Here is a 19,503-nt window from a genome sequence, read left to right as displayed (position 1 = left end):
TCTGCCCCCAAAACTACATTTCGCTGCTGGTGATCTGCACGATTCCATTTAACGTCGCAAGAACATCTTCATAGTACGGCTCATCCTTATAATACGCCTCAACAATATCAAAAAATCTGTCGAGGGAGACATCTATGTGCTCTCCCCTTATTCTAGCGAGCCACGGATACACATGGTTCTCCATCAAGCGCTTTTTTTCCGCAGACAGCAATTCCTGCGGGATTTTTGCCTCAAACTGCAGCATATCAAGGTAATGCTTGATGAACACCTCGGCGAAGTTCACGCCGGCCGGAGCTCGATCCCCCGACGCTTTGAGGATGAAGGTTCCATACAATACAACAAACTTCGGATTTCGCTTCAATATCTCTATTTGCAGATATACCTGCGGTATATGCGTATCATCGTATTTTTGCGGATTCTCTATGAGATCGTACAAGGTGCGCTGCAGGACGATACCGCTGATCCACGTCACGAAGAAGCCAACACTTGCAATATATTCCGCGCAGCCCGAACCTCGCTGCACCTCGTAGGAATCGAAGTTGTTTCCCAAAAAGAAGAGCGCCGATCCCCTATATCGGACAATGTTGCTGAGCAGGAAAAGCAGTGCGCCATCGGCAAAGTAATCATCATCGCCCGCAACGAGTACATATTCCCCCTTGCTTTCTTGAATCGCCCGATGGATGTTCCCCTCCGCACCGATATTCTCCTCGTTGCAGTGGTAGCGCAAATTCCTGTACGTTTTCTGCATCTTTTGGACAAACGCCTTTGTGTCATCCGTCGAGACATTATCCGAGACGAGGACTTCCGCCAGCTCGTCGTTGCCAAGCTGCTGCAGAACACATCGTAGGGACTTCTTCAAATATTCACTGCGGTTATAGGTAATGAAGGCAACGGTAAGAAGCGGCGGTGTCTTCTCCCGTTCTGCGCGTACCCTTTCCAGAGCCTTTTCCCCCGCTGTAGGCAGCCACTTCCCCACTTTCGGAGAAAAGGCTGCGACAACGCGCGCAGGACTTCCTTCGGCGATGCAATAGGCAGGAATGTCCGATTCTACCGTGCTTCCCGCTCGCACGATGCTGCCGCGGCCGATGTGCACAGCGCCCCTGATCAGCACGTTCTCTTCGATGCGCACACCGCGCTCGATCTGGATGCCGCTCTCTGCCGCGATGATTGCACGATCTTTGAATGAAAGTCCTATGTCTCTGTCATCATACACATAATCCTTGATATGGACATTCTCCGCCACACGCACAGTGTTTTCCAGCACGATGCGGTTCACCGCCGCAAGGGTACTGCCAGCTTCAATCTCACAATGATCGCCAACGATGATGCGGGGCTTTCCCGCGAAATTGGGCATGACAAGGCGGCACATAGCCGTCTTGTGGATGTGCGTCTCCCTGCCGACGGCGATCCCCTCGGGATGGGAAAATTCCTTCCATGAAGGAATCTCGCTTCCCTCGCCGCACGCATAGAGTGTGCTGATTCCCTTCGGCTCCGTGCCGTCGATATAGGAATGATACCTCGTAAAAAACTTTTTCCGATCAACTTCAGATCCATCGAAGGAGATGTCCTTCACTTGATAGGCGCACCAGATATTTTTAGGCAGGGGAACGACAATCCTGCGCCCCTCTTCCTCAAAGGCGCAGCAATGTGCCAGCACAGCGTAATACTGCTTTTCATAAGATTCATCCCAAGCGATGTCCCATTGTGTCGCAAAGAAGGACGGCAGAATGCAGCGAACATCTGCGGCCTTTCCCGTTGCATCTCCAAAGCGCAGCTCGGAGAAGCCATCTTCCGCTGGCACATAGACAGCGCCGCGCTTATAGACAGAGGACAGCACATTGCCGTCCACAGGCAAGGACTGACTGCCCCATGCTCCAACCATACCAACGGCGGTGTTCTTGAAGATTGCCAGCAATTCTCCAAAGAGCCGGGGCTGAACAAGGCACATGTCATCATTGATATAGATCTTGTATTTGGCATCGGAAAGAGCCAATGCTTTGTTCGCCTGCACAGCATACGGCTTTCCCGCCGCCAACGTAAAAAGTTCCGCCTCATATCCCGCAGGCAGATGAAGCGCCTGCAACGATTCCAAACAGGTGCTATAAAGCGCCTCATCCGACTTGCGTACGAAAAATGCAACTTGCTTTTCTTTTTTCATATCATTCCCTTCCTGCAAACATCCATCACTGAAAGTCACCAGAGCTTCCAAGGCGCTTTGCCGCTTTGCCACAAACGCTCGAGCAAAATCTTTTCACGCAGCGTATCCATGCACTGCCAGAAGCCGCTGTGCAGGTAGCACTTGAGCTCACTTTTCTTCGCCAACTCCTCCAACGGCCTCTGTTCGAACACCGTAGAATCGTCCTCGATCAATTCAAAAACGGAAGGCTCCAGCACCATGTAGCCCGCGTTGATCGGCGCACTGTCCTCCATCGCCTTCTCTCGAAAGGCATGCACGGAGTTGTCAAAGCCGATGTCCAAGATGCCCTTCTGCTGCTTCTGCATGATTGCCGTCAGTGTCGCCGCCTTGCCGTGCTCCTTGTGAAAGCGCACAAGTTCACCGATATCGACATCCGCCACGCCGTCGCCGTACGTCATCATGAACGTCTCATCCCCCACATACTTGCGAATGCGGCGGATGCGCCCACCCGTCAAGGTATCGAGTCCCGTATCGACGATCGTAACCTTCCACGGCTCCGTATGCTGGTTGTGCACAATCATGCGGTTTTCCTGCGTGAAGTCGAACGTGATGTCGGACGTATGCAAAAAGTAGTCAGCGAACCATTCCTTGATCATATGCTGTTTGTAGCCCGCGCATATAATGAAATCGTTGAAGCCAAAATGGCTGTATCCCTTCATGATGTGCCAGAGGATCGGCATACCGCCGATCTCCACCATGGGCTTGGGTCGTCTTTCCGACTCCTCGGTGATTCGCGTACCGAATCCGCCTGCCAGAAGCACTGTTTTCAAATCTTCATCTCCTTTTATTATCAACACTGTCAATGCAGCTCTCTTCCACCGCTGGCTCATAACAGGGCAATCCGCTATTCCCTCAAGATTTCCTTGAGAAGCTCGACAAGCTGCGCATAGTATGGTTCGTTTCCGTAATATTCCTCGACAATATCGAAGATTCCATCGAGCGACAAGCCGATATGCTCCTCCTTAATCCGTTTGCACCATGGAAGAATCGATCGCTCTAAAACGTGCTTCTTTTCTGCCGAAAGTTGTGCTGCGGGGATGTCCACCGCCCCTGTCAATATATCGAAGTAATTCTTGATGAAAACCTCGGCGAAATTGTAACCTTTCGGTGTATGATCGCCGCCACCTTCCGCAAAAAAAGCCCCACAAAACACGGCAAAATCCGGATTTTGCTTCAACATTTCCATTTGCAGATATACTTGAGGGATACGCGAATCATCATACTTATGAGGTTCAGGGATATGGTCATAAAGCTCGCGCCGCATGACGATGCAGGTAATCCAGCCCATGAAGTAGCTCACCATGCGAATATACTGCAGACATCCTGTTCCCGTATATACGCAGCGCGGAATCGTTGCATGATGACCCAAGCAAAAGAGAGCGGCCCCTCGATATCGGATGATGTTGCTAAGCAATACATGAAGAGCGCCGTCAACAAAGTAATCATCATCGCCCGCAACGAGCACATACTCGCCTTTGCTCGCTTTGATAGCTCGATGGATGTTTCCTTCCGCGCCGACGTTCTTCTCGTTGCAATGGTAGCGCAAATTCCTATATTTTTTCTGCATTTTTTCAACGAATACCCGCGTATCGTCCGTAGAAGCATTATCCGAGACGAAAACTTCCGCCAGTTCATCATTGCCAATCTGCTGTAATACAGCTGGCAGGGACTTCTTCAAATATTTACTGCGATTGTAGGTGATGAAGGCAACGGTGAGAAGCGGCGGCGTCTTTTCTCTTTCTGCGAGCAGCTTCTTCAGCATCTTCGGCCCCGCTGCCGGCAGCCACTTGCCTGATTTCGGCGAAAAAACGAAGGTGACGCGCGCGGGACTCCCTTCGGCGATGCAGTAAGCAGGGATATCCTGCTGCACGCAGCTTCCCGCGCGCACGACGCTACCACGCCCGATGCGCACAGCACCCTTGATCAACACGTTCTCCTCAATGCGCACGCCGCGCTCAATATGGACGCCTCTCTCTTTTGCGATGATCTCGCAGTCTTTGAGCGATAGTCCGATGCCGCTGTCATCGTACGCGAAATCCTTGATATGCACATTCTCCGCCACGCTCACAGCGTTTTCAATCTCGATGCACTGCGCCGCCGCGAGCGTGCTGCGAGCTCCGATCTCACAACAATCACCGATGATGATGCGTGGCTTTCCCGCGAAGTTGGACATGGCAAGACGGCACAAAGCCATCTTGCGGATATGCGTCTCCTTGCCCACGGCGATTCCTTCAGGATGGGAGAAATCCTGCCATGAAGGAATCTCGCTCCCCTCGCCGCACGCATAGAGCATGCTGATTTCCTTCGGCTCCGTGCCGTCGAGGTATGTATGGTATTTTCCCAAAAACTTTTTCCGATCAACTTCATCAGCATCAAAGGAAATGCTTTTCATCTGGCAGGCACACCAGGTGTTTTCGGGCAAGGGAACGACGACGCGCACACCGGCATCCTCCATCGCGCGGCAATGATCCAGCACAGCGTAATACTGCTTTTCGTAGGCTTCGTCCCAAGGAACGTCCCGCTGCGTCGCAAAGAAAGACGGCAGGAGGCCGCGAACGTCCGCAGCTTCTCCTGTCGCATCTCCAAAACGCAGCTCGGAGAAGTCGTCTTCCGACGGTACATAGACGGTGCCACGCTTATACGGTGAATCCATGAGATTGCCGCTCACGGGCAATGATTGACTGCCGAGAATGCCAACCATGCCGATGCTTTCATCTTGGAAAATCGCCAGCATCTCCTCGATCACTTGCGGATGAACGACGCACATCTCGTCATTGATGTAGACTTTGTATTTGGCATCCGTTTCCGTCAAAATTTCGTTGATCTGCGCCGCATATGGCTTTGCCGCATCCAGAATGAACGCCTGCACATCATATCCTTGCGGCCACTTCACATTTTTCAGGGCTTCCATGCAAACTTCACAGCGCCCCGCGTGACTTTTGCGGATGATTACAGCGATCTTTTTTTCTTTTGACGGATGGTTCTCATAAACCGGTTTCCCTGCACCTTCTTGATTCTGCAGGCAGCGGCGAAGTTCTTCCACATCCATAACCTTATACATCTCAGATACATGCCACTTTTTTAAAAACAAGGCTGCGTTTCGTTCATTCAAAGCTTGAAAGCGTTTGGCTTTTTCTACCTCAGCCTGATCGTCATATCCTTTGGAAAAACTCGCATGACCAAAGTGATGGATGAAAGTATCGCGGCAGACGAGCAGATCATAGCCCTGCTGCAAGATACGCAAAGAGTAATCATCATCCTCGAAGTTACCGGGGCTAAACTGTTCATCGAGGAAGCCTATCTTATGGAAAATTTCTCTCTTGAAGAGATAGCAGAAGCCCACAAGTGTTGTTTTTTTCTCCCAAAGCATGGGATTCGACTTATTGTAGCCTGCGGCGAACGCCTGCATATCCTCTATGCTTTTATAGCTTGTCTCAATCTGTTGGCCGTTGGAGCAGCAGTTCGTAACACAGCTCACAGCACCGACCTTAGGGCTGCTGTAAAGGGCGCAGCGCAAATTCTTCAACCAATTTTTCGTGACGACAGTATCGCTGTTAAGAAGCAGCAGCTCCGTCCCCGTCGCAATCTCAAGCCCTTGATTGCACCCCTTGGGGAAACCTTGATTCTCCTCGTTGTAAACACCTTTGATATCATCCTGTTCCTTGAGCCATTCGGCCGATCCGTCCTTCGAGCCATTCTCGATGACAACGATTTCGTACGTTCCTTCCTCAGTATATTCGCGTATGCTTTTGATGCAGAACTGCAGAAGGTCCAATGTGTTGTAACTCAGAATAATGATGCTCGTCTTATGACTCATTTTTTCTCTCCTAAACAAATCTTTCACTGATTCCATGCCGTCATCAGATGAATGTTTCCTTCTGGGCTGACATTCTTCTCATAAGGCAGCTACCGTTTCCGGTCCTTGCCGTACGCCAAACAGCAAAGCTGTCTTGTCTGCCGAACGATACGCTTTCAGATAATTTTCAAACACCCTTTGCCAGACCCGATCCTGCACATCAAAGTCAGCAATGCAATAGCAGATCGTATAGCCTTGCGACTGCAGTTCCTTCATTGAAGCCGTCAGATCCGCATCCTCGTCATCTTCTTTCACGTCTTCGCTAAATGTATCGACAAAGCGCCGCGCATCCTTCAGTTCCGACAGTAAGGACAGAATTTTTTCCTCGAGCCAGTTCCACCACTTGATCTTCTGCAGCTTGTCAATGATTTCTTTTAAAAATCGATGCCTGATGCCGCGCGCCAGCTTCCTTTCGTCTTCTTCTCATCCTCGAAGATATTTTGCTCCACAAGAGCGAAACCTGTCATACTGAGTCTCTCTATCACTTTTGGTTCACCGCATCTTTCTTTTCTGCATCCGCTTGATCTCCTGCATCTCCCACTTCCTGTAATATCTCCTTCATCTTCGCCACGACTTCTTCGTAATAAGGCTCCTCACCATAATACTCATGCATGATGTCAAAAATTCCATCCAAAGGCAAATCGTAATGATATTTCGTAATCTTCTGCAGACGATCATAAATCATATCTTCTGCCAGCCGCTTCTTTTCCTGCGACAGGAGATATGCCGGTATACCTGCCGCCATCAATATATCGAGATAATTCTTAATAAACACCTCGCCAAAGTTGAATCCTGATGCCATGCGCTCTCCCGAGCCTTCCGCCAGAACACGCCCGTAGAGTACAGCAAACTCAGGATTTTGTTTCAACATCTCCAGCTGCAGATAGACCTGCGGTATGCGTGTATCGTCATCTTTCTGCGGTTCTTCGACAGAAAGATAGAGGTCGCGCCGCATAACGATGCCACTGATCCAGGTCATCAAGAAACCTACATACGAGATATATTCCAATATTCCCGCACCCCGCCGTACCCAGCGTGGCACGGCCTCCTTTTTCAAGCAAAACAGCGCGACGCCACGGTGCTTGACGATGGCAGAAAGCACGAAACGCAGGACGCCATCGAGGATGTAGTCATCGTCACCTGCTACAATCACATATTCGCCGCGGCTCGCCCGCATGGCGCAATGAATGTTCCCCTCTGCACCAACATTCGTCTCGTTGCAGTGATAGCGCAGGTTCTTGAACCTTTTTTGCTGCTCCTCTACGAGGCTTCTCGTCTCATCCGTCGAGGCGTTGTCCGAGACGAGGACCTCGACAAGCGGATCATTTCCGACCTGCTGCAGCACACTCCTGAGCGATTTTCTCAAATACTGGCTGCGATTATATGTGATGAAAGCATAGGTAAGGAGCGGATTCGTCTTCTCCCGCTCTTCCAAGAGGCCCGTGAGCACCTTTTCATCGGGTGTCGCAAGCCATTTCCCCGCGCGCGATGAAAAGGCCTTGACGATGCGCGCGGGATTGCCCTCGGCGATGCAGTAAGCGGGGACGTCGCTCTTTACAACGCTTCCAGCACGGACGCGTGCGCCGCAGCCGATCTGCACAGCGCCCTCGATGACGACGTTCGCTCCGATCTCTGCCGCACAGCCAATCCGGATGCCACGTGCATGCCCGAGAAGCTCGCGATCCTCGGCGGCAAGGCCAAGATCCTCTTCTGCGCGAGTGTAGTCCTTAATCTGAACGTTCGCACCCACAGTCACAAGGTTTTCAAGAACGATGCGATTTTGTGCCGTCAGAGTGCTGTAAGCGTCAATCGTGCAGTCGTCGCCGACAGAGATGCGCGGCTCGCCCACGAAGTTGTCCGAGAACAGCCGGCAAAGCGCCGTCTCATGTATCCTCGTCCGAGCGCCGACGGCGATTCCCTCGGGATGAGAAAAACTCTGCCAGCCTTCGACTTGTGCATCCTTGCCGCATGCATAGAGAGCCAATCGCGCCCCAGACGACAGCACATCATCCAGTCTGGAATGATGCGCTGCAAAGTAGCGCCGACGATCTCCCTCGGCAGAGTCAAACGATATATTTTCCATCTGATAGGCGCACCAAATCTCGCGCGGCAGCGGCACGGCCATCTTCTGTCCGCCCTCCTCCATGGCGCGGCAATGCGCAAGGACGGCATAATACTGCTTGTCATAGTCTTCATCCCATGGAATATCAACCTGCGTCGCAAAAAAGGACGGGCAGAGGAATCGCACGCCCGTCGTGAATTCGTGAGCGGCTGCCTTGCCGAAGCGGATTTCCTCAAGGCTTCCTTTCATCGGCATATGGACACTGCCCCATACATCGGGCGCCTCCAAGAAGTTGCCGCTCATGGGCAGCGAGCGACTGCCCATGAAGCCGACCATGCCGATATTTTCCTTGCGGAAGATTTCCAGCATCTGCTCAATTGCTAACGGCGAGACAAGGCAGATCTCATCATTGATGAAAATCTTAATCTCCGCATCCGTTTGGGAAAGTATCTCGTTCACCTGTGCCGCATAGGGCTTGTTCGCAGCCAACGAGAAGATTTCCAACGCATATCCTGCGGGCAGCCTTGATGCGCGTAAAGACTCCACGCAGAGGCCGTAACGCTTCTCCTGCGTCTTACGCACAAGGACGGCAACCTTCTGCGCCACAAGCCCTGCACCAGAACTTCCCTCTTCTTTCTCCACCACCTGCTGTCGCAGGTAAGGCAACAGTTCCTCGGGAGCCATCTTCCAGCAATCGCTCGGCACATGCCACTTTTCTTCAAAGAGATCTCCGTTTCTCTCCAAAAGGGAATTATAACGCTGCGCCATTTCAACAGCGTCCTGCGTACTGAGATTCTTCTTGAATGACGCCTTGCCGAAATGATGGATGAACGTATCCCGGCAAAGAAGCAGATCATATCCCACCTGCAGGATACGCAGCGAGTAGTCATCATCTTCGTAATTGCCCGGACTAAACCGATCATCAAGAAATCCAACCTTTTCAAGCACCTCGCGCTTGAAAAGATAGCAAAAGCCAATCAGCGTCGTTCTCTTCTCCCAAAGTTTAGGATTAGATTTATTGTAATCTGCAGCAAAATCCTGCATATCCTCAAGTTTTTCATAGTGCGTCTCAATCATTTGATTGTGCGGGCAGCAGTTTGCCACGCAGCTCACGGCGCCAACCTTCGGGCTGCTGTAGAGAGCGCATCGAAGATTCTTGAGCCAATTCTTTGTGACGACGGTATCGCTGTTCAAAAGCAGAAGCTCCGTTCCCGTCGCGATCTCCAACCCTTGATTGCAACCCTTGGGAAAACCTAGATTCTCTCCGTTATAGATACAGCGAAGATTCTTCTGCTCCTTCAACCACTCAGCAGAGCCATCCTCCGATGCATTATCGACGACGATGATCTCATACGTCCCCGCCTCCGTGTACTCATAGATACTCGAGATGCAAAGCTGCAGCAGTTCCAACGTATTGCAGCTCAAGATGATGATGCTCGTCTTATGGTGCATGTTTCTCTCCTCAACATTTTCTCTCATCATATCATAAACACGCGATAAAAACCAATTTTTTCTAGGGAAGCGCTGATAAAATGAGGTCGCCCAGATTTGCACAGATGCGCTGTATCTATCGAGGAGACAAACCACAGGCGTAGCGGTGCTACGTCGAGGATTTGTCGACGACGAGAGGACAGCGCAGATGTGTGAAGATGGGTGGCTGAATTTATCAGTGATTCCCTAGGAAATATCGCGCTTCTTCCTGCGATAGCCGAGCCACAGAACGAAGAGCCAAACGGGCAGGACAAGGACGGCGAACTGCATGTCGGGGATCTGCGTCATGAGGGCGTACATCATGACGAGGAACGCTAGGCAGATGTAGTTGACAACGGGAAAAAACGGCGCACGGAATTTCGCCCTACGTCCTTCCCGCGCATAGAGGCAACGGAATTTCAAGTGCGTGATGACGATCGTGCCCCAGCTGATGATGACGGATGCCATGGCGATGGAAAGAAAGAGCATGAATACCTGACCGGGGAACAGGTAGTTGAGGAGTACAGCGAGAAGCGTCACGCCCGAGGAGATGAGGATGCCGACGACGGGCACGCCCTGACGTGACAGACTCGCGAGAATTTTCGGCGCATCACCGCCTGCAGCGAGTCCGTAGAGCATGCGCGAGTTGCTGTAGATTGCTGAGTTGTAGACGGATACGGCAGCGGTCAGGACGACGAAGTTCAGGATGTGCGCGGCGGCAGGAATGCCGACGTTCGAGAAAATCTGCACGAAGGGGCTTGCCTCCATGCCGACCTCGTCCCACGGCCAAAGCGCCATGAGCACCGCCATGGCGCCGACGTAAAAGATGAGGATGCGCCAGATGACCTGGTTGATGGCGCGCGGAATCGAGCGATCCGGGTCGGCGGCTTCTCCCGCCGTGATACCGATCAGCTCGATGCCGCCGAAGGAAAACATGACGACGGTGATCGAGAGCATCATGCCCCAAACGCCATTCGGAAAGAAGCCGTCATGCACCCAGAGGTTGGAAAAGTTCATCGGAAATGCCTCAGGGCGCGAAAAGACGAGGTACAGCCCGAGGACGATCATCGAGACGATGGCGGCGACCTTGACGATGGCAAGCCAAAATTCCATCTCGCCATAAGCCTTGACAGCCGCGAGGTTCAGCGCCGTGATGACGACGAGCGTCACGAGTGCTGAAATCCACTGCGGCAAGTCGGGCAGCCAGTAGTTCATGTAGATGCCGATGACGGAAAGCTCCGCCATGCTGACGATGACGTAGTTGAACCAGTAGTTCCAGCCCGAGAGGAAGCCCGGAAAAGCGCCCCAATACTTCGCAGCGTAGTGACTGAAGGAGCCGGACACCGGCTCTTCGACCGCCATCTCGCCAAGCATGCGCATGATGAGAAAGATGACGACGCCGCCCGTCAAATAGGCGAGCATGACGGAAGGTCCCGCGAGCTTGATTGTCGACGCCGAGCCATAGAAAAGCCCTGTGCCAATGGCGCCGCCGAGTGCGATCATCTGCAGATGACGGTTCTTCAAGCCGCGCCGCATTTCTTTTTGTTTCTGCATGGTATCATATCACCTCAAAAAACTACACGCACAAACATCCACTTTGTAGACAAAAGTGCGTCGCCCTCAATGAAAGTTACCCAATCCGTCTGCGCCTTCGGCTTGACTTCTTGGACTTTTATAGAGAATTGCTCTTTTTATTATAGACTGTGCATCCTGCTCTGTAAACAAAAACGGAATGATGCTATACTAGGGAAGTCCGAAGTGAAGAAGGAGATGCAACTATGGCAGAAGAAATCCACCACGAGAATATCGACTACACGCTCTTCGAGAACATCAAGATGAAGATGCTCGGCATGATCAACAGTGCCGCCAGTCCCTATGACATCATCTACGAGGTTGCCAAGGAACTGGAAGCCGTCACGCACGAGGCGGGCTATGCGCAAGAGGTACGCCAGGGGCTGCGCTCCGTTTACGGGCTTGCCATGCACGACCGAAAGCTCCTCGCCGACGAACTTGCAGACGTCGAGGAACGCTTGAAGCGCATCGAGGAATCGCACGAAACGGGCGACTTCACAGATGAGGAGAGGACGCGCATCGAGTTCGCCATCGTGCTGCACAAGAAAAACATCGACCGCCTCAAGAGCCTCATACAGCACGCCGAAGCCTTCCACGAGGAGCCGTATATCGAAAAGCTCTGACCGCGCGAAGGCGCACGTCATACGTTTTCGCAGGTAATGCACATACGAAAAGAGGACTGCCGCTTTCGCGTACAGTCCTCTTTCTATGTCGTTATTCCAAGACATAAACCTTGACCCAACGGCGGCCGAATTCCATCGCCTCACCGTAGGATTCCATACACAGGTCGATGCGCTCGCCATTGATGGCGCCGCCCGTGTCCCCTGCGATGGCCACACCGTAGCCCGGGATGTAGAGGCGCGTTCCCAAGGGAATCACGTCCGTATCCACAGCTACGACGCCCCGCTCTGCGAGCATACCAGAAGCCGTGATGCCATTTCCGCCGCCGTCGGTCGGCAGGTAGGCCGTCGCTTCCATATCGTACTCACGCACATAGCGCATAGCGCCGCGCGATGTTTCTACAGACTGGGCACGTCTTGCTGCTTCTTCTCTTTCTTTTTCTGCGACCAAATCGTGTATCTTGATGTTGAGATTCTTTTCAAGTCGTGTTGCCCCATCCAGCTCCGCCGAGAAGCGGTCGCCGACGTATCCGTAGTCTTTGAGTACCTCGCCCACATTGCTGCGGGTCGTATAAACCTTCTGCCTGTCGCCCTCGAACTCGATGACGACCGGCACGGCACGTTGCACAATAATTTTTTCTTCTTTGTCCGATTTCTTTAACTGAAACTCATCCTTGTGCCTAATCTCGACGCCTGCCTGATGCAAGATCAACTCAGGACTCGAGTATCTGGTGCTTACCTCCAAAGTCTTGCCGTCGACTTCGATGCTGACATTGCGCATCGCGTCCGTAAAACCTGTCGTGAATACGACTCCGAGGATCAACACCATGCAAAGTGCTAGTTTCCTTAAAGTCATTCAATCCCCCCTTAGAAATCTAACGACAGGCTTATTCTAGCACTGTTCTCCCTCTTTGTCAATATATGCCCCACTTTGGTGGAATAAAACACCATATTTAGGGAAAAGAGAAGTGGTGAAAGCCCTTTTCCGACAGGCATTCACCACTTCTTTATTATAAACGTATAAGATGCAATTTTCTTTCAAATGCCATACAGAGCGCGCGTATTCTCGCGCGTCGCCCGTGCGAAATCTTCAAGGCTCTCACCGCGCAGTTCCGCCGCCTTCTTGGCGACGTAGAGTACATGGGCAGGCTCGTTGCGTCTGCCGCGAAACGGCATGGGAGAAAGGTAGGGGGAATCTGTCTCAACGAGAATGCGCTCTGCTGGCAGGCGCTGCACGATTTCGGGCAGTTTCGCAGCGTTCTTATACGTCAAAGGCCCGTCGATGCCGAAGTACCAGTCGCCCTTCAAGAGTTCCGCCGCCATCTCCCAGCTTCCTGAGTAGCAGTGCAGCACACCGCGAAGCCCTCTGCCCTCCGTCTTGAGGATCTTCATCATATCGCCGTGCGCCTCGCGGTCATGGATGCAGACGGGCAGCTTGAGCTGACGCGCGAGATCGAGCTGGCGCACGAAGATCGCACGCTGCAGCGCACGCTTTTCCTCATCCTTCTCCCAATAATAGTCGAGCCCGATCTCGCCGATGGCGACGACCTTTTCCTGCGCCGCCCATGCGGCAAGCTGCTCGTCCGTCGCCGCCGTCATCGGCTGCGCCTCCTCGGGATGGACGCCGACCGCCGCATAGATCGGCTCGAACCTTTCTGCAAGCGCGACGCTCCGCGCCGAGGATTCGAGGCTGTCGCCCATCGTGATGATTTTCACGACGCCGGCTGCCAGTGCACGCTCAACGACGGCGGCGCGGTCGTCCGCGAACTTCTCGCCGTCGAGATGCGCATGAGAATCGATAAGCTCCATCACTTTACCTTGCTCCCTGCAGATGCGACAGGCTCGACGAGGCGCAGTCCGCTCTCGTCCGCTGTGCACAGGATCATGCCGTGCGAGCGGATGCCGCGAATCTTCGCGGGTTTCAAGTTCGCGACGAGGACGACCTTCCTGCCGACAAGCTCGTCTGCCGCATAGAACTCGGCGATGCCCGAGACGACCTCACGCTCCTCCGTGCCGAGGCTCACGGTAAGGCGCATAAGCTTCGCCGTATCGGGCACGCGCTCCGCCTTCCGAATCTCAGCAACGCGCAGGTCGACGCGGTTAAAATCGTCGATCGTGATGACGCCATCTGCAGGCTCAGCAACATTCGTCTTTTCCGCTTTCCCCTGCTTTTTCTGCGCCTCCTGGGACTTTGCGGCAGAGCCTTTCTTCCCCTGCGTCGTAGGCTTTTCCTCCGCCTCGACCTCGATGCGCGGGAAAAGCTGCTCGGGGCTTCCCACATGCGTTCCCGCTAGGAAGCCGCCCCACATGCGCACGTCGGCAAAGCGCACGCGAGAGAAGTCTCCCTCCATGCCGAGCTGATGCCAGATCTTCGCCGCCGTCTCCGGCATGAACGGCTCGATGAGGACGCTGATGCGGCGCAGGCTCTCGGCGAGATTGTAGAGCGTATTCGTCAGTTCCTGCTTCTTCGCCGCATCCTTGGCGAGCGCCCACGGCATCGTCTCGTCGATGTACTTGTTCGCGCGGCTGATGAACGCCCACGTCGTCTTGATGGCGCTCTGCAGCTTCATCTCCTCCATCTCGCGCTCGTAGGCAGCGATTGCACTTTCCGCGTCCGCAAGGAAGGCGCGGTCGATCTCGCTCTCTCCCTGCGCCTCTTCCACGACGCCGTCTTGGAACTTGCCGATCATGTTCAGCGTGCGGTGCAGGAGGTTGCCGAGATCGTTCGCAAGGTCAGCGTTGATGCGCGTAATGAGAGCGTCGCGCGAGAAATTGCCGTCCTGTCCGAGGTTGATCTCGCGCAGCAGGAAGTAGCGGATGGCGTCAGCGCCGAACTCGTCAATGAGCTGCACGGGATCGACGACGTTGCCCTTCGACTTCGACATCTTGTCGCCGTCTACGATCAGCCAGCCGTGGCCGTAGACCATCTTCGGCAGCGGCAGATCGAGCGCCATGAGGATGCACGGCCAGATGATCGAATGGAAGCGCACGATCTCCTTGCCGACGAGGTGGACGTCGGCCGGCCAATACTTCTCAAATTTCTCGGGATCGTCCAAGAAACCGATCGGCGTCAGGTAATTCGTCAGGGCGTCGAACCAGACGTAGATGACATGATCGGGTGCGATCGGCACAGGGATGCCCCAGTCGAACGACGTGCGCGAGATGCAAAGATCTTCAAGCCCCTGCTTGATAAAATTGATCATCTCGTTGCGCCTCGAGACGGGCTGTATGAAGTCGGGATGTTCCTCGATGTACGCGAGGACACGGTCGGCATAGTGCGACATCTTGAAGAAGTAGGCGTCTTCCTCGACCTCCGCCACCTCGCGCCCACAGTCGGGGCACTTGCCGTCTATGAGCTGGCGCTCCGTCCAATAGCTCTCGCACGGCGTGCAGTAAAGCCCCTTGTACTTGCCCTTGTAGATGTCGCCCTTCTCGTAGATGCGGCGGAAGACCTCCTGCACGACGCGCTGGTGGCGCTCCTCAGTCGTGCGGATAAAATCGTCGTTCGAGATGTGGAGTTTCTGCCAAAGTCCCTGAAACCCCGCAACGATCTTGTCGACGTAGGCAATGGGCGTCACGCCCTCCTCCTCTGCCTTCTGCTGGATCTTCTGCCCGTGCTCATCGCTTCCCGTGAGAAAGAACACATCGTGATCGGTCAGCCGCTTGAAGCGCGCGACAGCGTCGGCGATCGTCGTGCAGTACGCGTGCCCGATATGCAGCTTCGCGCTCGGGTAGTAGATCGGCGTCGTTATGTAGAATGATTTCCTTGTCATCAAAAAATCCTCCTCAACGGCATGATGCCGCATTTATATATCTCCCCTATTATAGAATAAATTTATCCTCCTATGCAAGATTTTCAAGTTTCGCGCATCGAGAAAGCACCGATCATTTCAATCATTGCTTGAGGATTTGGCAGTAAAATACTTTCTCCCTCGCTATGTCCTTCATCAAAAACACAATGTCTTTCTTGTATAGATTTATTATTTCTTCTTAATTATTTCACTTGAAACATTCTCTTGAAAATGCTATACTGTAAGCAAAGGAAAAAGTATACATTTTTAGGCAAAAAATGTTTCTCCATGCAAATACTGTAAACCTGTAATAATCACTCAACTCTGCTTTTGCACGTTGAATGACTATTTCCCCGCAGTTGGCTGGCCTGCTTCTAAGGAGGAGATAGCTATGAAAGCCACAGGAATCGTCAGAAAAGTCGACGAACTCGGTCGTGTCGTCATACCGATCGAGCTGCGTCGCACGCTCGGCATCGCAGAGCGCGATGCCTTGGAGATCTACACCGATGAGGATCGCATCGTGCTGCGAAAGTACGAACCGACCTGCACGTGCATCTTCTGCGGCAGTGTAGACGACGTGTCGCTCTTCAAGGGGCGCAATGTCTGCAAAAAGTGCGCGAGAGATCTGCAGAAGGAAGCCGTATAGGTTTTGCGCAAGCATCCAGAAGCCCGCCCATTCCCGCAAAGGGAGTGGGCGGGCTTTTTCATTCTTCCAGCAAAGTCTGATAAACGTCGCGGCGACTTAAGTTCAGCCGCTTCGCTGCTTCGCGCATGGCTTCCTTTTTCGACCTGCCTTCTTGCATAAAGCGTGCGACAAGTTCCTGCGGCGTATCCTGCGGTGTCGTCTCCTGTACCTCTCCATCCGCCGCCCCCGCAACGATGAGGACAAACTCGCCGCGAGGCTCTTCCGCGCTGTAGTGCGCGAGCAAGTCGGCGAGTTTGCCGCGCCGGAACTCTTCGTAGCGCTTCGTAAGCTCACGCGCAGCTGCCGCAGGCCGCGCTCCGCCGAAAACAGCAATGAGCGCCTTGAGCGTATCCTTCAGATGGTGCGGCGCTTCGTAGAAGATGAGTGTTTCCCTTCGCGCGGCGACTTCGGCGAGAAGATCGCCGCGCTTCGCTGCCGTGCGCGGCAGAAAGCCCACAAAAGTGAAGCGCCGTGTGTCGAGTCCCGAACAGATGAGTGCTGAGAGCGCGGCATTTGCGCCGGGCAGGGGAGACACAGTGACACCTGCGTCTATGGCCAGAGCAGCGAGGTGGCTGCCGGGATCAGCGATGCCAGGAAGCCCCGCATCGCTGACACAGACGAGGTCGTTTCCTGCGAGCAGGAATTCCACGAGACATGGTCCCTTCTCAAACTTGTTGTGCTCATGGTAACTCACGAGGCGCGTGTGGATGTCGTAACGTGCGAGAAGCTTGCGCGTGTGGCGCGTATCTTCGGCCGCAATCAACGGCACTTCCTTGAGAATCCGCACGGCACGCAGCGTCATGTCCTCAAGATTACCGATGGGCGTCGCCGCGAGGTAGAGCGTGCCCTTTACGTGCCGGGCTTCCTTTGGCGTCGCTCCCTGCGCCCCTTCCGTGCGCTCCATCTTACGCCTTGTCTCCCTTTTCTACGGCAATGACGTCCTCCCATGCTGCCACGAGCGTCTTGTGCGAGTCGAGCAGGATCGTCGCCGTGCGTCTCTGCGCATTGATAGAGATGACCTTTCCCTCCCCTTCCGCCGACGCGACGCGACTTCCCTGCTTCGGCGGCTTCGGACGTCGCTTGGGGCAGCTCTTTTTGTAGTCCGAGCACTCATATTTGAGGCAGCACATGAGCCTGCCGCAGATACCCGAGATCTTCGTCGGATTCAAAGAGAGGTTCTGCTCCTTCGCCATGCGGATGGATACCGGCTCAAAGTCGCCGAGGAACATCGAGCAGCACAAGGGCCTGCCGCAGCAGCCCATGCCGCCCATGAGCTTTGCCTCATCGCGCACGCCGATCTGCCGCAGCTCGATGCGCGTGCGGAACACGGAGGCCAGATCTTTGACGAGTTCACGGAAGTCGATGCGCCCGTCTGCCGTGAAGTAGAAAATGATCTTATTCAAGTCGAATGTGCACTCGACATCAACGAGTTTCATCGGCAAACCATGCAGCTTGATCTTCTTCTCACAGACCTTAAACGCCTCTTTTTCCTTGCGATGGTTTTCCTCGACCTTACGAAGATCCTGCTCCGTCGCCTTGCGCTGCACGGTCTTCAAGACTTGAGAGCCGTTTTCCTCCACCTCTCGCACCCCCAAGACGACGCGCCCGCACTCCATGCCGCGCACCGTCTCGACGATGACATCGTCGCCGAGTACGAGTTCGTATTCTCCCGGGCTGAAATAATAGATCTTGCCCGCTTTCTTGAAGCGGACGCCCACAATCGTCTGCAACCCCTTGCCTCCTTCATCTATTGAGAGCGCGTTCTTTCGCGCCTGGCATCACCTTTCCGACGCCCACGCATTCCGCAAACGCATCAGCAATCCTTCAAAGAGAAGATGCACGCTTGCGTTGCTCCGAAGCCTCCCGAGCGCCTCACGCACGAGGGCGAGAGACGCGAAGATGCGCGTCTCGGGAAACTCTGCGAGCGCATGAGCCAAAGCTCCGCGCTTTTCCTCATGGTAGATCTGACCGCGCCCTGAAAGGAGCGCGAGCATGTCACGAAGAAGGCGAGAGAGCGCGAGCAGCCATTCCTCAGCGCGATCACGCGGCAATTTGCCAAGTTCCTCTGCTTTCGCCCAAAGGCTGAACATATCGAGCGCAGAAAGCGAAAAGAGCGTCTGCGCCGCATCCTCCATGAGCTGCAACCCGCCCCCTTCGAGCAGGAGCAATGCGTGACCGAGACTGCCGTCCGCCGCCATGGCGAGAGAATGTGCCTTCTGGCCTTCCACACCGCGCGCGAGGAGCGCCTCCTCAATTACCTCGGGAGAGAGCGCACCGAAATGTATGTCACGCACGCGCGATAAGATCGTCGGCAGAAGTGCCGTGCGCTTCGCCGTCACGAGCAGGAAGAAAACTGCGCCCTGCGGCTCTTCCAAAGTCTTCAAAAGGCTGTTCGCCGCTGCCTCGTTCATCGCGTCGACATCGTCCACAAGGACGACGAAGCATCCCGAGAGCAAGGGCTTTCGCGCGACCTTCTTCTCAATCTCACGCACGGCGTCGATGCGCAGGACGCGCACGCCCTTGCCGCGGCTCTCGGGCGCCGTCTCAACGTAGTCGGAATGCGTACCTGCGAGAAAAGCACGACATGAAGGGCACACACCGCAAGGCGCATCCTTTCTGCCGCACAGCAAAGCTGCGGCCAAGAGGTGCGCAACCTTTTTCTTGCCCACGCCGGAGATCCCCGAAAAGAGGAGCGCATGGGGCAGGCGACCGTCACGCAGCATGATCCGCAGCCTATGGATATTCCCTTCGTGCCCGAGGACATCCCTCCAGGAAAGCGCCTCCTCCATCACATATAGAGGTCGACGAGCATACCGCGAATCGCGTCGTGACTCGCCACGATGTCCAGGGCGTCCGTCTGACCCGTGCGAATCTTCTCTGCAAGTTCTTCGAGCTTCCGATCGATCTTACGCACCGTCGTGTAGACTTTCTGCCGTCCCATGCGATCCCATCCCGCCTGCACATGAAGCTGATACATGCGCCCGACTGCTTCGTCAACGAAATTTTTGACGAGATCGCGATACGCTTTGAGTTCATCATACGTCGGCGTATTCGTAAGGCGCGCACCCTGCTCGTCAATCTTCTTCAAAATTTCCTGCAGTTGGCGATCGGAAAACGCCGCATGCTGGTCGGCGAGTTCCGTTCCGAAATCCACATCGCTGCGTGAGGGTTCATGTACAGCGATATCACGCTCAAGTGTCTGCAGCGCAGATCGCTGCGAGCTTAAGGCATCTATCTTCATAAATTCACA

General features: G+C 54.1%; 15 protein-coding genes. 2 read left to right on the top strand and 13 right to left on the bottom strand.

What is annotated here, in order from left to right; genetic code table 11:
- Positions 1-13 precede the first annotated feature (13 nt).
- From RWS31_RS06610 to RWS31_RS06585, 6 genes are all read right to left on the bottom strand, one after another.
- Entirely contained in the window at positions 14-2,158 is a 2,145-nt protein-coding gene (locus RWS31_RS06610; protein WP_314596896.1) for a glycosyltransferase, read from the bottom strand.
- Between the two features lie 35 nt (positions 2,159-2,193).
- Positions 2,194-2,967, bottom strand: a complete 774-nt coding sequence (gene rfbF / locus RWS31_RS06605) for a glucose-1-phosphate cytidylyltransferase (RefSeq protein ID WP_037369631.1) — start codon at positions 2,965-2,967, stop codon at positions 2,194-2,196.
- Positions 2,968-3,041: 74 nt separating this feature from the next.
- A complete protein-coding gene (locus tag RWS31_RS06600) occupies positions 3,042-6,014 on the bottom strand; it encodes a glycosyltransferase (RefSeq protein WP_314596894.1) in 2,973 nt (990 codons plus the stop codon).
- Between the two features lie 78 nt (positions 6,015-6,092).
- On the bottom strand, positions 6,093-6,308 hold the full coding sequence (locus RWS31_RS06595; protein ID WP_314596891.1) for a hypothetical protein: 216 nt from the start codon (positions 6,306-6,308) through the stop codon (positions 6,093-6,095).
- A 226-nt stretch (positions 6,309-6,534) separates the two neighbouring features.
- Positions 6,535-9,567 carry a glycosyltransferase gene (locus RWS31_RS06590; RefSeq protein WP_314596889.1) on the bottom strand — a complete coding sequence of 1,011 codons (3,033 nt, stop codon included), beginning with the start codon at positions 9,565-9,567 and terminating at the stop codon, positions 6,535-6,537.
- A gap of 225 nt (positions 9,568-9,792) precedes the next feature.
- Positions 9,793-11,139 carry an amino acid permease gene (locus tag RWS31_RS06585; RefSeq protein ID WP_314596887.1) on the bottom strand — a complete coding sequence of 449 codons (1,347 nt, stop codon included), beginning with the start codon at positions 11,137-11,139 and terminating at the stop codon, positions 9,793-9,795.
- A 224-nt stretch (positions 11,140-11,363) separates the two neighbouring features.
- Between RWS31_RS06585 and RWS31_RS06580 the strand changes: the two genes are divergently transcribed.
- On the top strand, positions 11,364-11,780 hold the full coding sequence (locus tag RWS31_RS06580; RefSeq protein WP_314596885.1) for a hypothetical protein: 417 nt from the start codon (positions 11,364-11,366) through the stop codon (positions 11,778-11,780).
- A gap of 91 nt (positions 11,781-11,871) precedes the next feature.
- Here the strand turns inward: RWS31_RS06580 and RWS31_RS06575 are convergent, their stop codons facing one another.
- The 3 genes from RWS31_RS06575 to metG all read right to left on the bottom strand — a co-directional run bounded on the left by RWS31_RS06575 (position 11,872) and on the right by metG (position 15,550).
- Positions 11,872-12,606, bottom strand: a complete 735-nt coding sequence (locus RWS31_RS06575; RefSeq protein WP_314761658.1) for a 3D domain-containing protein — start codon at positions 12,604-12,606, stop codon at positions 11,872-11,874.
- Between the two features lie 209 nt (positions 12,607-12,815).
- A complete protein-coding gene (locus tag RWS31_RS06570) occupies positions 12,816-13,586 on the bottom strand; it encodes a TatD family hydrolase (RefSeq protein ID WP_314596978.1) in 771 nt (256 codons plus the stop codon).
- A complete protein-coding gene (gene metG / locus RWS31_RS06565) occupies positions 13,586-15,550 on the bottom strand; it encodes a methionine--tRNA ligase (RefSeq protein WP_314596882.1) in 1,965 nt (654 codons plus the stop codon). The genes RWS31_RS06570 and metG overlap by 1 nt, the downstream gene beginning before the upstream one ends.
- 409 nt (positions 15,551-15,959) lie before the next feature.
- On the opposite strand from metG, the gene RWS31_RS06560 reads away from it, so the two are divergent.
- On the top strand, positions 15,960-16,214 hold the full coding sequence (locus RWS31_RS06560) for an AbrB/MazE/SpoVT family DNA-binding domain-containing protein (RefSeq protein WP_009645428.1): 255 nt from the start codon (positions 15,960-15,962) through the stop codon (positions 16,212-16,214).
- A 58-nt stretch (positions 16,215-16,272) separates the two neighbouring features.
- Here the strand turns inward: RWS31_RS06560 and rsmI are convergent, their stop codons facing one another.
- From rsmI to RWS31_RS06540, 4 genes are read right to left on the bottom strand one after another with little or no spacing between them, the layout of a single operon-like run.
- Entirely contained in the window at positions 16,273-17,157 is an 885-nt protein-coding gene (gene rsmI / locus RWS31_RS06555) for a 16S rRNA (cytidine(1402)-2'-O)-methyltransferase (RefSeq protein WP_314596880.1), read from the bottom strand.
- Between the two features lies 1 nt (position 17,158).
- Positions 17,159-17,983 (bottom strand): stage 0 sporulation family protein, encoded by an 825-nt coding sequence (locus RWS31_RS06550; protein ID WP_314596878.1) that lies wholly within the window; start codon positions 17,981-17,983, stop codon positions 17,159-17,161.
- Between the two features lie 48 nt (positions 17,984-18,031).
- Positions 18,032-19,042, bottom strand: a complete 1,011-nt coding sequence (locus RWS31_RS06545) for an AAA family ATPase (protein ID WP_314596976.1) — start codon at positions 19,040-19,042, stop codon at positions 18,032-18,034.
- Complete coding sequence (locus tag RWS31_RS06540; RefSeq protein WP_314596876.1) at positions 19,042-19,494, bottom strand: YaaR family protein; 453 nt, start codon at positions 19,492-19,494, stop codon at positions 19,042-19,044. Before RWS31_RS06540 ends, RWS31_RS06545 begins: the two co-directional genes overlap by 1 nt.
- Between the last annotated feature and the right edge of the window lie 9 nt (positions 19,495-19,503).

Source organism: uncultured Selenomonas sp. (assembly GCF_963528755.1).
Taxonomy (GTDB): domain Bacteria; phylum Bacillota; class Negativicutes; order Selenomonadales; family Selenomonadaceae; genus Selenomonas.
This window is presented reverse-complemented; position numbering and strand designations above follow the sequence as displayed.

Excerpts from the sequence above, each read along its gene's own strand:
- RWS31_RS06540 (WP_314596876.1), bottom strand. The coding sequence starts at position 19,494 with ATGAAGATAGATGCCTTAAGCTCGCAGCGATCTGCGCTGCAGACACTT.
- rsmI (WP_314596880.1), bottom strand. The coding sequence starts at position 17,157 with ATGGAGCGCACGGAAGGGGCGCAGGGAGCGACGCCAAAGGAAGCCCGG.
- metG (WP_314596882.1), bottom strand. The coding sequence starts at position 15,550 with ATGACAAGGAAATCATTCTACATAACGACGCCGATCTACTACCCGAGC.
- RWS31_RS06600 (WP_314596894.1), bottom strand. The coding sequence starts at position 6,014 with ATGAGTCATAAGACGAGCATCATTATTCTGAGTTACAACACATTGGAC.
- RWS31_RS06585 (WP_314596887.1), bottom strand. The coding sequence starts at position 11,139 with ATGCAGAAACAAAAAGAAATGCGGCGCGGCTTGAAGAACCGTCATCTG.
- RWS31_RS06610 (WP_314596896.1), bottom strand. The coding sequence starts at position 2,158 with ATGAAAAAAGAAAAGCAAGTTGCATTTTTCGTACGCAAGTCGGATGAG.
- RWS31_RS06570 (WP_314596978.1), bottom strand. The coding sequence starts at position 13,586 with ATGGAGCTTATCGATTCTCATGCGCATCTCGACGGCGAGAAGTTCGCG.
- RWS31_RS06580 (WP_314596885.1), top strand. The coding sequence starts at position 11,364 with ATGGCAGAAGAAATCCACCACGAGAATATCGACTACACGCTCTTCGAG.
- RWS31_RS06590 (WP_314596889.1), bottom strand. The coding sequence starts at position 9,567 with ATGCACCATAAGACGAGCATCATCATCTTGAGCTGCAATACGTTGGAA.
- RWS31_RS06575 (WP_314761658.1), bottom strand. The coding sequence starts at position 12,606 with ATGGTGTTGATCCTCGGAGTCGTATTCACGACAGGTTTTACGGACGCG.
- RWS31_RS06560 (WP_009645428.1), top strand. The coding sequence starts at position 15,960 with ATGAAAGCCACAGGAATCGTCAGAAAAGTCGACGAACTCGGTCGTGTC.
- RWS31_RS06545 (WP_314596976.1), bottom strand. The coding sequence starts at position 19,042 with ATGGAGGAGGCGCTTTCCTGGAGGGATGTCCTCGGGCACGAAGGGAAT.